Origin of the sequence: Rouxiella aceris (assembly GCF_012933545.1) — a bacterium.
Lineage (GTDB): Bacteria > Pseudomonadota > Gammaproteobacteria > Enterobacterales > Enterobacteriaceae > Rouxiella > Rouxiella aceris.
The window spans coordinates 326,964-339,826 of record NZ_JAADJU010000001.1 but is presented as its reverse complement, the minus strand read 5'-3'; the positions used below and the strand labels follow the sequence as shown (position 1 = coordinate 339,826).

Below are 12,863 nucleotides of genomic sequence, written 5' to 3'. Positions count from 1 at the left end.
ACAGCACAGAGGATCTATGGCCCTTATTCCCCAACAGATTATTGAGCAGGCGCAACGCTGGCGTCGGGATTTTCATACCCGACCTGAACTCGGTCTTCAAGAGCATGCGACCGCGAAAATAATCGCGGAACTGTTGCAGTCGTTTGGTCTTGAGGTGCATAGCGGCATTGCGCAAACCGGTATAGTTGCCACTTTGCGTAACGGTGAAGGCCCGACCATTGGCCTGCGTGCCGATATCGATGCGCTGCCGATCAGCGAGTTAAATGACTTTGCCCATATTTCTTGTCACCCCGGTTTAATGCATGCCTGTGGTCACGATGGTCATACCGCCATTTTGCTCGGTGCCGCCCGTTATCTAAGCGAAACCCGTCATTTTCGTGGCACGGTGCATTTTATTTTTCAGCCGGCAGAGGAGAACGCCGGTGGCGGTCGTCTGATGGTGCAAGAAGGGTTGTTCGAACGCTTTCCGATGCAGGCAGTGTACGCCTTGCACAACTGGCCAGGAATGCCGGTGGGTGAAGTCGCGGTCAGCCAGGGACCGATGATGGCGTCGCAGGACAATTTCTATATCACCCTGACGGGTAAGGGCGGTCACGCGGCCATGCCTGAATTGGGAGCCGATCCCATTGTTGCCGGTGCCCAGTTGATCCTGGCGCTGCAAACCCTGATTTCACGCCGTCTGTCGCCGTTGGAACAGGCGGTGATCAGCCTGACTCAGCTCCAGGCAGGCGAGGCGATCAACGTTATTCCGGAAACCCTGCAACTTGCCGGTACCTTGCGCTGCCTGAGTAATCAGACCCGACAACGTTGCTGGCAGTTGCTTGAGGAGTACGTCAATTCGGTGCCAGTGCCTTACGGTGTTAAAGGCGAAGTGCGCTGGGAGTTGGGTTATCCGGTGACACAAAATCATCCTGAACAGGCGGAGATATTACGCAGCGCCGCCGAGCATACTCCAGGGATCCGCCAGGTACATTTTAATAATGCGCCGTCGATGGCCGCCGAAGATTTTGCCTATCTGCTCGAGGCCTGTCCCGGAGCCTATTTCTGGTTGGGTGCTGACGGCGCGACGCCTTCGGCCTCATTGCATAATCCACGTTATGACTTTAACGACGATCTGATCCCGCTGGGTATTGGCGTCTGGGTATCGCTGGTGGAGCGATCGCTGAAGCTATAGCGTTCTCGCTATTTTCTACTTTACGGAGTCAATGATGAGTCAAATTCATTTTGTCGGCGCGGGGCAAATGGCCGAGGCAATTATTCGCGCAGCCCTCAACCGCCAGGTGCTTGCCGCCGGTGATATTACCCTGGCCGATATTGATAGCCAGCGTATCGCCACCTTGCGTGAGCGTTATCAGCTGGATACGACCCTCAGTGATGTTCAGGCACTTGCCGCCGCCGACTATATTGTACTTGGCGTGCGCCCGCAGGATGATATTGACGGTGTCGCCAGACATATTTGCCAATTTGCCTCGCCGCAAACCACTATTATTTCTATTATCGCCGGGGTGACGCTGGAAAGATTAAGTGGACTGTTTGGCCTTGATCGCCCGATTGTGCGCATGATCCCCAATACTCTGACCGATACCGGTCTGGGCTATAGTGGCGTGGTATTGACTCCACAAGTGCAGCCGGAGCCTTTAATGCCGTTTTTGGAAAGTTTTGGCAAAGTGATGCTGCTGGAAGAGCGGCTGATCGATGTGTTCACCGGTTTTGCCGTCGCCGGGGTCAATTATGTCTATTACTTTATTGAGTCTCTCAGTGATGCCGGGGTGCTCAGTGGCTTATCCCGCGCACAGTCAACGCAGGTGGTATGGGAAAATCTGCTGGGCGCGGTAGCGATGCTAAAAATAAGCGATAAGCATCCTCGTCAACTGATGGATATTAACAACTCCCCGGCTGGCGTAGGCATCAATGGCCTGTATGAGCTAAATAACAGTGATTTTGCGGCCGGACTGCAACGTAGCGTGATGACTGCGGTGAGAAGAACTACCGAGCTTGCAGGTAGCAAACCGGCCTGATTGCAGTGTTAAAAACGAGTCAGACGCGCTATGGCATCTGATTCGTGGTAATAATGGGTGACAGACCACCGGTCGTGCTTTAGCGCGGGACGCCAGATTTATGGCTATAACGGCTTGGCCACACCTCTTCAGGTTCTACGCCAAGAACGTTGGCGATAATGGCTTCTCCTTTCGGCCAGTGCCTTTCCAACGCATTGCTCAATGTCCCTGCCGCCAGACCACTCTCTCTGGAGAGTGCGGAAAGTGATTTTTTCTTTTTCCTGATCGCTGCCATAATATCCTGGCGATCCCAGTCTTTGCTTTTATAGTTTTCCACAGTCGTTTACCTTGCTGGATGAGGGAGGGCTGTTTCTTACTCGATTGCTCGGTCTCTTTTTATAGGATAAATACACATTCTTTTAAATAGCTTCGCTGCCGATGTTGGCGTTTTATATCAGGATGTTTATTAATTGTTTCATAAAGGCCGTTGAACGTTATCTAATTCATTCATAAAATAAATTTTTCAATGGGAAGCTTTCCCTTTTCTATATATTAATGACTTTCTCAGTCATTCGTCTGAAATATTCACCGCGTGGGCTGTTGTTAATTTGTTTTTAATCCTATGGCAGTAGATAGTTGCTGCGCGTGACTACCTCTACCGGCAAGCTCGACGTACGGGCAGGAGCCGTCAAACAGCGTCGCTGGCCGACAATACCCTTTTTGGGGCAGACCAGGATTGACCAAGGCATCATCACCATGCAAGCCAAATCAATAGCCATTTATTTACTGTGGTTTTTATTTGCCCTGGCAGTCCGGGATTAATGATTTTCACCACCCGGCAAATAGATTTTCCCTGATATCTGCTTTTATTAATTACAAAGCCTGCTCTGCACGAGTTTGCCTGTGCATTATTGTCTTCTCTGTGAGAAGATCCGCCCATACGAGATTGGTGGCCGTTATTTGCCGGGCGGTCAGTGTGTGATGACTCACCAGGTGATCGTTGCTCTAAATAAAGAGATCGGCGGGATGGCCCGTTTCAGACCCGCCGCCATTGTTGTTGATCTGAGGAATGGTATGAAATTAGCAAGTTTTTATCGCCCGCAGTCTGATGAAAAGTCGTATGGGATTGTTACTGAACAAGGCGTTATTGATGCCGGAAAAAAATTATCCGATCGTTATTTAACACTGCAATCTCTGTTACATGATAATGCGCTGGACTTGTTGCAGGAACTGACCGCTTGCGCCGTGGATTACCCGACAGAAGATATTGTTTTTTTACCGGTTATCGAAACGCCGGGAAAAATATTTTGCGTCGGTATGAATTATGCCGATAAGCGCAAAGAGTTCGAAGAAAACAATAATGCGCCCACTTTATTTATTCGCTTTGCTGATAGCTTATGTGCGCATAAAGATAATCTTATCAAGCCAATATCCAGTGATGAGTTTGATTATGAAGGCGAGTTGGCGGTAGTGATTGGCCGCTATGCCAGTGAAATCAGCAAAGAAGATGCCCTGGATTATGTTGCCGGATATAGCTGCTTTATGGACGCTACCGTGCGTGATATGCAGTACACCTGGTTTACCTCCGGTAAAAACTGGCTAAAGACCGGCGGTTTTGGTCCCTGGCTGGTCACCCGTGATGAAATCGGCGATCCGCAGGCATTACCGATTGAAACCTTCCTTAACGGTATGCGCGTACAGCATGATACCACCGGTAATATGATCCATTCGGTGGCCGATATTATTCAGTATATTTCGCGCTTTAGTCCGCTATCGCCGGGTGATGTGATTATCACCGGATCGCCAGGCGGCGTTGGCAAGAAAAGAACACCGCCGCTATTTATGAAAAACGGCGATGTCATCGAAGTCACCATTGGTGGTATTGGCACGCTGGTCAACCAAATTGCTTCCCAGACGATCTGAGTCTTCTTTCTGACTTCGACCCACTTTCCCTCTCAATGACTTGCCGGAGGGAAAGCGTTTGTTTTTGTGGGTTATTTCTCTCAGGGCTGGCGTGAAACGTGACGTGCTGCGGCTTTATTGGCTTTGCTCACCGCCGTTTCGAGGGCGTCTCCGTTTATCATGGACGCACAGAGCATGCCCATAAAGCAGTCTCCCGCGCCATGGGTACTGACCAGTTCCACTTTTTCTGCCGCCAAAGCGCCACTGTGCTGATGGGTTTCACAAAACGCCACGCCATGCTCCCCGGCGGTGACCACCACCACGGCGAACTCTTGACTCAGCGCCTTGGCTGCCTGCGCCGCGCTTTGCAAACTGGTGACACTGATGCCAGACATATCGCGCGCTTCAACCCCATTGACCACCAATAGATCAATACAGGCCAGAAGGGCGGTGGAAAGGGTTTTTGCCGGTGCCGCATTTATACAGACTTTGATGCCGCGCTTATGGGCCTCACTGGCTGCCGCAATATTTGCCGCTTCTGGTAATTCGTTTTGCAGCAGCAACATCTTGACGCCCGACCACAGGGCTTGGTCGTTAAACCTGGCTGCATCGATATGGGTATTGGCGTTAGAGATCACCACCGCACCGTAGTCGCCTTCCGCGTCAGTAATGGCAATACTCATTCCTGATGGCGTGTCAGCAATAACTTCAATAGAGTGCGTATCCACCCCGTGCTTTTGCAGCACAGAGAGCAGCCATTTGCCATTGTCATCGTCACCGACCGCGCCGGCAAAGGCCACGGCAACTCCGGCCTGCGCCGCTGATACCGCCTGATTGCCGCCCTTGCCACCAAATTTATAAGAGCATCCCGTGCCAATGACGGTTTCCCCTTTTTCCGGGCGGTGGTGCGCGTCCACCATAATATCGTAATGCAGACTGCCGACGACAAGAAGCTTGTTCATGTTAGTACTCTCTTAAGTTTTTAACAGCTTGTTGAGTCTTGTTTAAGTTTAGCGCGGCTTTCTTCAGGTCTTTTTTAGCAATGGCAACAAATAAGGCGTCCAATATATTCAGCTGTGCAATACGTGCCGCAGCATTTTCACCAAGCAAATGCGAACCTTGTGAGGTTGAATTCAGCACTACCTGAGCTTCCTTGGCTAAAACTGAGCCGGCATAGTTGGTGATAGCAATGACTTTGGCACCATTTTTTGCGGCCAGTCTTATTGGATCAATTACCGTTCTGGTCATTCCCGAATGACTGATGGCAATAACTGCATCATCATCATTCAAAATAGCGGCGGACATCATCATGATATGTGCATCATCATGAACCATCGCCTTGATACCGATTTTCAGCAGCTTATGCGACAGGTCGCGCGCTACGGAGGCCGATCCGCCGACCCCGTATAAATCGATATGCTTGGCTTTAAAAAGGATCTCCGCCGCCCGGTTGAATTCGGAAATGTCTAAAATGGTTTTTGTTTCTTCTATTGCCTGAATCGAGGTACGAAAAACTTTTTCAAGTAATTCTTCCGACGAGTCATTAGGCCCAATTTCAGAATGAAGGTTAGCTACATCTGAATGATTGTAGTAAATCAAGCTGGTCCTGAATTCCCGAAATCCCGAGAAATCCAATTTTTTTGCCAGTTTGACAATCATTGCCTCAGAGACGCTATTTTCTAATGCAATCTCTTTTAATGACGTTTTTTCTGACAAATCATCTTTAGACGTAATTGAGTCGACTACTTTTCTTTCTAATGGCGTGAGTTGTGGCAACCTCATTCTGATATGAGCACCTATTGCTCGCGGGTCTTGCTTCATTACTACTTACCTCGTGTCGCTCGGTCAATTAGCATGGCTATAATAATGATGAGGCCGGTAGCAAGCAATTGATAAAAGGCTTGTATATTCATTAGTGTTAAGCCGGTACGTAATGACCCCAAAATAATTGCCCCGATAATGGTTCCGACAATGCTGCCTTTACCGCCCATCAGCGAGGTACCGCCAATGGCCGCTGCGGCAATGGCATCCAGTTCCCACAGGTTACCCATGGTCGGTTCTGCGGCCCCGAGGCGGCCAACCAGGATCAGCGATGACAAGGCTGCCAGTACGCCAGAGATAACATACACAATGACTTTGGTGCGTTTGACCGGTACACCTGCGACTCGCGCGGCCTCTTCATTGCCGCCAACGGCGAGAATATATTCCCCGAGCGGCGTTTTATTCATTAGCGTCCAGGCCAGCAGTGCAATCACCACCACCACCAGGATTGGGGCAGGAATACCGAATAGGGTGCCGGTAATGGCGCTGCGAAAGGCGGTGGGAATACCAAAGATTGGGCTGCCGCCGGTGGAGATCAGCGCCAGTGCGCGGAACAGAGACAAGGCGCCGAGGGTGACAATAAACGGCTGCAAACCGGCATAGGCCACCAGCACACCGCTAAATAAACCACAGAGCGCGCCAATGCATAAGGTGCCTGCTATCGCCAAAGGTACCGGCACGCCTGCGACCATCAAGGTGGCACCGAAAATTGCCGACAGGGCAGCGGTAGAGCCGACGGACAGATCAATGCCGCCAGAGATAATCACCAGGGTCATCCCCAGGGCGATAGCCGCATTAAGTGAGGATTGTTGCAGAATATTGAGCAAATTTGGCACGGTTAAAAATACCGGCGATAAGGCCGAGAAGGTGCAAACAATAATTAATAGCCCAATCAACGTGCCGGTATCACGGACATTGAATTTAAACAGCCTTGGAGTATGTAACGCAGGCATGGTTTTTCCTTGAGTGTTCATGTTTCAGCCTCTTAGTAGTCTGGCTCCTGCGCAGGTCACTGTGGCAACGAATTAATTACAGTGAGACGCCGGAGAGTCATGCAGGATTATTTTTTATTTACCACTTCATTGATGGCGTATTGCGCAATATTTTCTTCGGTAATATCGTCGTTTTTTAATTCGACGGCGATTTTTCCTTCGCGCATGACTAATACACGGTCCGATATACGCATTATTTCCTGCATCTCTGAAGATACGACGACAATTGCCTTTCCCTCTTTGGCCAATCGTTCAATCAGATTATAAATTTCCGATTTAGCCCCGATATCAATGCCGCGGGTAGGTTCATCAAAAAGAAATACTTCAGTATCAGCGGCTATCCAACGGCCAATAATCACTTTTTGCTGATTACCACCGCTTAATAAACCTATGGGCTTTTCGATATCCAATGGACGCAGTTTTAAATCTGACATGACCTGAAAGGCGACATCGTCCATTTTACCCTTCTGAATAAAGCCGTTGCGGGTAAAATTGTGCATTTTGGGCAGCGCCATATTTATCACTACCGAACGCTGCTTGATAATGCCCTCTTTTTTGCGGTCCTCGGGAACCAGGCCAATACCGGCTTTCACCGCTGAGGAAACATTTAAATTTTGAATAAGTTGTCCGTTAACATAGACATCACCGCAGGTTTTGCTGTCGATGCCGGCGACCAGTTTTAATAACTCGGTTCGTCCGGAGCCTACCAGACCGGCAATGCCGAGCACTTCGCCGGCATGCACACAGAACGTGGCGGGCAGTACCTCTGTGCCACGTCCTAACCCTTCGACTTTGAGAACCTCTTTTTCGCTCATAAATGATTGATGCTGCACTTTTTCAAGCTTGCGTCCGATCATTTTGGAAACAATAGACTCTTCGGTTTCATCTTTAATATTGACCACGCCAACCTGTCGACCATCGCGCATAATGGTGGCGCGATCGCAGATCCTGAAAATCTCGTTCATCTTGTGCGACACGTAGATGATCGCCACATTCATGGATTTCAAATCGGCAATCAACTCTGCCAGACGATCAAATTCCGTTGGTGTCAGACTGGACGTCGGTTCATCCATGGCAATAATTTTGGCTTCATCAAGCAGGGCACGGGCAATCTCGACGATCTGTTGTTGTGCGACTTTAAGGTTCTTGATGGGTTCATCAGGATCAATCGACGGATCCAACTGTTTAAGAATGGTTCTGGCTCTGTCGTACTGACCTTTTTTGTTAACAAACATCCCTTTATATTTGGTTAAAGGGCGGCCTAAAAACATATTTTGTGCGACGGAGAGTTCAGGTACATGCTGCAACTCCTGGTGGATCATGGCGATCCCGGCCTGGCGTGCAGCAAGCGGGTTTTTCATACTGATGACATTGCCATCTACCTGAATTTCGCCAGCATTGGCTTCCCGCACGCCTGACAGAATATTGAGCAGCGTGGATTTACCCGCACCGTTTTCACCGATCAATGCATGAACTTCGCCGCCCTGGACGGTAAAGTTCACGCCTTCAATGGCGGCAACATTACCGTAAATCTTGGTCATTCCCTGCATGCTTAGACGATAGCGTTCCATAAACTCTCCGTTGCTTTTACTTATTGTTGTTCAAGGAGTTTGCGCAGTTTCTCGTTATCTTTGATTGAGAAGGCATCGGCATTGTCTTTCGTGATCAGCGCCTGCGGCGTGGACACGACCCGGGAGATTTTCTGGCCATCGATCAGGCGTAGCATCACGTTCATTGCCACTTCACCGGTCAGTATCGGGAAGCTGTCAACGGTACCGGTCAATTCACCGCGTTTGATCGAGGCGTAGGCATCGGAAATCCCGTCAGTCCCGAAAACGGCGGTTTGCTGAGCTTTACCGGCAGAACGTACCGCTTCCACCACACCCAACGCCATGCCGTCGTTGTTGGCATAGAAACCAATCAAATCCGGGTACTGCTGCAAAATGGTCGATGCGGCGTCATAGGCTTTTTCACGGCTCCAGTTGGCAGGGACGCTGGCGACCAGTTTAAATTTACCGTTGGCGGTAATGGTATCGCGGAAGCCTTTGGTACGCTGACCGGCGGCATAAACCCCTGGCTGACCTTCAATTACCGCAACTTTACCGCCCTGTGGGTAATGTTTAATAAACCATTGCGCCACGCGAACACCGTTGTCTTTTTGCACGTTGCCGACATAGTGGGCAGCGTTTGGCATGACGGCGTCGTTAACGTTAACTACCGAAATCCCCTTGCTCTGCGCTACTTCATAAGCCGGTTGCAAGTTGGCATCGGTTTGCGGTGAAACCAGCAGGCCGTTAAAGCCCTGGGCTATCAGTGTCTCGGCAATGGAAAGCTGACCCAACTGATCGTCTTCGTTGGCTGCGGCCTGATAAGCGAAAGTAAAACCATCTTTATCGGCGACGTTTTTGTAGCCCTGGCCCAGTGAACGCCAGTATTCATTGGTCAGTGTTTTGGATACCCCGCCGATTTTCAATTTTGCAGAAGGTTTTGGCATTGGGCCATATTTGGCTTCTAACTGCGACCAGTCGGTACGGTCCGGCTCGGAGTCAGATTGCAAAGGGGTTAATTCTGCCGCGTAGACGCTGGCAGTGAGTAGGGAAGAGGCGATTGCCATTAACAGCAGCTTTTTCATGTTCTATCCTGTTTTTGTTATGAGGTAAGCGGGATGGTCACTACGCCTGAGCGCAGCGCGATCCTCTGTAGGGATTCTTATTGTGCAAACATGATGTCATTAATAATCTGTTGTGAAGCGACGGCGTCTTGTCGGGAGATTGCACCAAGTAATGCCTGGTTATCGTCGAGTTTCTCACACAGTTTGATCAGTCTTTTGACGGTAGCAATATTGGTTTCAGCTTCACGTACCGGGTCAAGACCACTGGCGTCCGGGAAAGTATCGAAGTAGTAGGCACCCGCATAGCCGTCACGCTGCATCTGCCAGAGGAATTCCAGCGTTGCTTTCGGATTGACCGATGCCACCATTAATCCGTCATCTCGCTTGCCCCAACCGTCGTTACAGTCGAGCCCCAACAGGCGTGAACGACGGGCAACCATCGCCGCCGCATAGGCCGGGATCTCGTTGGCGTACAGCACATGGGCAAAATCCAGGGTAATCCCCAAATTTGGGCAACCTGCTTCTTCAACGGCCAGCAGACAGGTGGTGACATTGGGGAAGATACTGAATGCTCGTGGTTCATTCGGCTTATATTCAATGCTGATATCGCAATCCGGCGCATACTCGGCAATCTCACGCACGGCGCTGACAGCGTCTTCCCAGATCTTTTTATAGTCCGCCTGAAAACAGTAATCAAAGCCGTCCTGACCCATCCATAAGGTCATTAAGGTTGAGCCAAACTCACGCCCGGTATCAATACCACGTTTGGTTAATTCTATCGCTTTACGGCGGATCGCCGGATCGGGGTTGGTGAAGGCACCGATTTTAAATTCCGGGGCGTCCCAACGCATTTGCATGCCGTTGACTGCCAGGCCGACATCGGCAATTTTCTGACGCAGGGTCTGAATATCGCTGGTGAGATGTTGCGGGTAATTCAGATCCAGATGCGTTAACCCTTTTACTGTTGCAGCTCGTTCAATCATTTGGATAACAGAGGGCTTGCCTTGCAGATCTTGCCAGTAAAGGTGCGCTCCAGAAGCGAATGAGTTCAGGCGTGTAGCAAATTTAAGTTCAGACATGTTGCTTCCTTTTGTGTGGTGCTCGTGATGTTCTTTACTGCTTTACGTATTTAAGTGAAGTGATATTATTAGTAGCGCTGATTGTCAGAGACTACAAGTTCAAAAATTATTCATGACAAGAATTTGAGATGCCTTTCACATAATTTTGATATAGGAAGATAAACAGCAGCAGCCTTTGTGATTAGGGGGTGATTGCTCAGCGGTGGGCTTTTGCTGAACCTTTGACGATCGGCGTGACGAATCGCGAAGTGGAGGGCGCTGGTGAGGGTTAATTCACGAATTGGCAAGTATTTAGTAAAGTTATTGCTGATTTAAGATGCTCAGGATGGCAGTTATGGCGGTGACAGCGCGGTAAATTGGCTGGTATAGCAGAGGGTGGAACAGGGCGGGAAATCATTGAAATACGAAAGGGTGACCCTCGGAGGGCCACCGTTTCGGCTATTTGGCACTTAACAGGATGCGGTAAAGCGAAGTGGTGGCGGTGATATAAAGTTCATCACCCTGCTCGCCACCGAGGGTGCAGTTGGAGACGCGTTCCGGTACCGGGATTTTGCCAATCTGCTGGCCCTGTGGGTTAAAAATGATCACCCCGTCGTCACAACTACAGAAGATATTGCCCTGCGGATCCACGCAAAACCCGTCCGGGATGCCCGGGGCAACCTCGGCGAAAAACTGCCCGGCTCCCAAGGTTCTTCCGTTAACCGGGAAAACGCGCAGTTCACGCCGTCCCAGGGTCGGGAAGTCGATAATCGACATATCGGCAACGTAAAGCAGGCTTTCATCCGGCGAAAAGGCCAGGCCGTTTGGCCGCTGCACGTCGCTGGTAGCAATATTCAACGTGTTATCGCGCGGATCAAAGCAGTAGACGTAACAGCCAATGATCTGACTTTCCGATTTATAGCCTTCAATATCGCCGATAATGCCGTAGGGCGGGTCGGTGAACCACAGCGTACCGTCGGACCGCACCACCAGATCGTTCGGCGAGTTCAGCCGCTTGCCATCCATTTTATCCACCAGCATGGTTACTTCGCCGTTTAGCTCGGTGCGGCTGATGCCGCGACGGCCGTGTTCGCAGCTTACCAGTCGCCCCTCGAGATCAAGGGCATTACCGTTGGCATAGTTGGACCAGGGGCGAAACAGGCTCAGGCCCTCGCTGGCCGACCAGCGGAACATGCGGTTGCCTTTGACATCACTAAATACCAGCGCCTGCTCTGCGGGCAACCACACCGGCCCCTCCGCCCAGATGGCGGGGGAGCACAGTTTTTCCAGTGGGTTGTGCAGCGTAAAGGCTTCGTTATGCAGTTCTGACATGCGCTGCTCTCCTGTATTACTTGACGCCCCAGATGGTTTTGTAATGACCCTGATAATCGTTTTGCGGGTCAAACAGATTATTTTTTCCGCCGTCACTGCCGATATTGTCGCGAGTCACCAGATGGGCCGGGGTAACGTAGCCAGAGGGAGGCTGATGGGCAAAGGCGCGGTTCAGCTCATCAAGCAGCTGCCAGCCGTGCAGTTTAAGTGGTTCCGGTACGGTAGCCGACTGGCTGTCACCGGCGCGGATGCGTTGATAGGCGGAGACCGAACCATCACCGGCAGAAATACTGTAGGGGGCTTTGTCGCCGCCTTTACCGGCGGTTTTCAGCGATGGCGCCATAAAGTCAAAATAGAGATCGTTAATCGCCAGCGCATACTGGAATTTATCGCCATATTTTTGCAGCAGGCTAAAGGTCATTGATGGCATACGGTTGGCGGTATCGGCCAGCGGGGTATCAATAAACTCCAGCACCTGACAACCGCTGCATTTTTCAATTTCTTTCTTCATCACATTGGCTTTATCCAGTGCGATTTGATAGAGCGAGTCGGTAAAAATCAGCACTTTGGCCTGGCCGTTGGATTTGGCAATAGCGTACTGGGCGGCGATTTGCGACACCTGCGTGGAGTCGGAGGTAACATTGTAGAAAATGTCATACTTGGCAATTGGGCCCGGCTCTGGCACGGCGTGCCAGGCGACCAGGGTGATGCCTTCGCTGACCGCTTTTTTCAGCGGGATCTTGGCGACGTTGGGGTTCCAGCCACCAATCACGATCCCATCAGGTTTTTGCGCAATCGCCTGATTTAGCGCGGCGAGCTGGTCTTTTATCGAACCGCCGCCGTCGAGGGTTTCCAGTTTCCATCCTGCGGTGGCTGCGGCTTCGTTCAACCCCACCTGTACTCCCTGTACGCCGCCGTTCTTCATATCTCCGGCAATATAGATAATGCGTTTACCCGGTTGCAGTTTTGGCCCGCTGGTGGGACCGTCCCACAGGGTGACCGGGGCTGTGGCTTTTTCTATTGCCAGTTTGGCCTGGTCGAGATTGGCGTCTGCCACCGCGGCGACGGTGCTAAACAGGGTCGAGGTTAAAACAAATCCGGCTAACAGGTATCGAGCTTTCATTATTATGCTCCTGCAGGGCTTAAGGGT

General features: G+C 50.7%; 12 protein-coding genes. 3 read left to right on the top strand and 9 right to left on the bottom strand.

From position 1 onward, the window contains the following. Positions 1-16: 16 nt before the first annotated feature. Complete coding sequence (locus GW590_RS01520) at positions 17-1,174, top strand: M20 aminoacylase family protein (RefSeq protein ID WP_169401254.1); 1,158 nt, start codon at positions 17-19, stop codon at positions 1,172-1,174. Between the two features lie 34 nt (positions 1,175-1,208). Continuing rightward, positions 1,209-2,018, top strand: coding sequence for a pyrroline-5-carboxylate reductase family protein (locus tag GW590_RS01515; protein ID WP_169401642.1), 810 nt, complete (start codon positions 1,209-1,211; stop codon positions 2,016-2,018). Between the two features lie 79 nt (positions 2,019-2,097). On the opposite strand, the gene GW590_RS01510 is transcribed toward GW590_RS01515, so the two are convergent. After that, positions 2,098-2,334 carry a helix-turn-helix domain-containing protein gene (locus GW590_RS01510; protein ID WP_169401253.1) on the bottom strand — a complete coding sequence of 79 codons (237 nt, stop codon included), beginning with the start codon at positions 2,332-2,334 and terminating at the stop codon, positions 2,098-2,100. A 737-nt stretch (positions 2,335-3,071) separates the two neighbouring features. Between GW590_RS01510 and GW590_RS01505 the strand changes: the two genes are divergently transcribed. Next, positions 3,072-3,920 (top strand): fumarylacetoacetate hydrolase family protein, encoded by an 849-nt coding sequence (locus GW590_RS01505; RefSeq protein ID WP_169401641.1) that lies wholly within the window; start codon positions 3,072-3,074, stop codon positions 3,918-3,920. A gap of 80 nt (positions 3,921-4,000) precedes the next feature. Here GW590_RS01505 and GW590_RS01500 read toward each other — a convergent pair whose 3' ends face one another. The 8 genes from GW590_RS01500 to GW590_RS01465 all read right to left on the bottom strand — a co-directional run bounded on the left by GW590_RS01500 (position 4,001) and on the right by GW590_RS01465 (position 12,836). Continuing rightward, positions 4,001-4,861, bottom strand: coding sequence for a PfkB family carbohydrate kinase (locus GW590_RS01500; RefSeq protein ID WP_169401252.1), 861 nt, complete (start codon positions 4,859-4,861; stop codon positions 4,001-4,003). Position 4,862: 1 nt separating this feature from the next. After that, a complete protein-coding gene (locus tag GW590_RS01495; protein ID WP_169401251.1) occupies positions 4,863-5,720 on the bottom strand; it encodes a MurR/RpiR family transcriptional regulator in 858 nt (285 codons plus the stop codon). A 2-nt stretch (positions 5,721-5,722) separates the two neighbouring features. After that, positions 5,723-6,694 carry an ABC transporter permease gene (locus GW590_RS01490; protein WP_169401250.1) on the bottom strand — a complete coding sequence of 324 codons (972 nt, stop codon included), beginning with the start codon at positions 6,692-6,694 and terminating at the stop codon, positions 5,723-5,725. 86 nt (positions 6,695-6,780) lie between these two features. After that, entirely contained in the window at positions 6,781-8,283 is a 1,503-nt protein-coding gene (locus GW590_RS01485; RefSeq protein WP_169401249.1) for a sugar ABC transporter ATP-binding protein, read from the bottom strand. 20 nt (positions 8,284-8,303) lie between these two features. Then, complete coding sequence (locus tag GW590_RS01480; protein WP_169401248.1) at positions 8,304-9,344, bottom strand: sugar ABC transporter substrate-binding protein; 1,041 nt, start codon at positions 9,342-9,344, stop codon at positions 8,304-8,306. A 77-nt stretch (positions 9,345-9,421) separates the two neighbouring features. After that, positions 9,422-10,402 carry a TIM barrel protein gene (locus GW590_RS01475; protein ID WP_169401247.1) on the bottom strand — a complete coding sequence of 327 codons (981 nt, stop codon included), beginning with the start codon at positions 10,400-10,402 and terminating at the stop codon, positions 9,422-9,424. A gap of 438 nt (positions 10,403-10,840) precedes the next feature. After that, entirely contained in the window at positions 10,841-11,713 is an 873-nt protein-coding gene (locus GW590_RS01470) for an SMP-30/gluconolactonase/LRE family protein (RefSeq protein WP_169401246.1), read from the bottom strand. A gap of 16 nt (positions 11,714-11,729) precedes the next feature. Further along, positions 11,730-12,836, bottom strand: a complete 1,107-nt coding sequence (locus tag GW590_RS01465) for an ABC transporter substrate-binding protein (RefSeq protein WP_169401245.1) — start codon at positions 12,834-12,836, stop codon at positions 11,730-11,732. Between the last annotated feature and the right edge of the window lie 27 nt (positions 12,837-12,863).

Excerpts from the sequence above, each read along its gene's own strand:
- GW590_RS01520 (WP_169401254.1), top strand. The coding sequence starts at position 17 with ATGGCCCTTATTCCCCAACAGATTATTGAGCAGGCGCAACGCTGGCGT.
- GW590_RS01515 (WP_169401642.1), top strand. The coding sequence starts at position 1,209 with ATGAGTCAAATTCATTTTGTCGGCGCGGGGCAAATGGCCGAGGCAATT.
- GW590_RS01505 (WP_169401641.1), top strand. The coding sequence starts at position 3,072 with ATGAAATTAGCAAGTTTTTATCGCCCGCAGTCTGATGAAAAGTCGTAT.
- GW590_RS01500 (WP_169401252.1), bottom strand. The coding sequence starts at position 4,861 with ATGAACAAGCTTCTTGTCGTCGGCAGTCTGCATTACGATATTATGGTG.
- GW590_RS01495 (WP_169401251.1), bottom strand. The coding sequence starts at position 5,720 with ATGAAGCAAGACCCGCGAGCAATAGGTGCTCATATCAGAATGAGGTTG.
- GW590_RS01490 (WP_169401250.1), bottom strand. The coding sequence starts at position 6,694 with ATGAACACTCAAGGAAAAACCATGCCTGCGTTACATACTCCAAGGCTG.
- GW590_RS01485 (WP_169401249.1), bottom strand. The coding sequence starts at position 8,283 with ATGGAACGCTATCGTCTAAGCATGCAGGGAATGACCAAGATTTACGGT.
- GW590_RS01480 (WP_169401248.1), bottom strand. The coding sequence starts at position 9,344 with ATGAAAAAGCTGCTGTTAATGGCAATCGCCTCTTCCCTACTCACTGCC.
- GW590_RS01475 (WP_169401247.1), bottom strand. The coding sequence starts at position 10,402 with ATGTCTGAACTTAAATTTGCTACACGCCTGAACTCATTCGCTTCTGGA.
- GW590_RS01470 (WP_169401246.1), bottom strand. The coding sequence starts at position 11,713 with ATGTCAGAACTGCATAACGAAGCCTTTACGCTGCACAACCCACTGGAA.
- GW590_RS01465 (WP_169401245.1), bottom strand. The coding sequence starts at position 12,836 with ATGAAAGCTCGATACCTGTTAGCCGGATTTGTTTTAACCTCGACCCTG.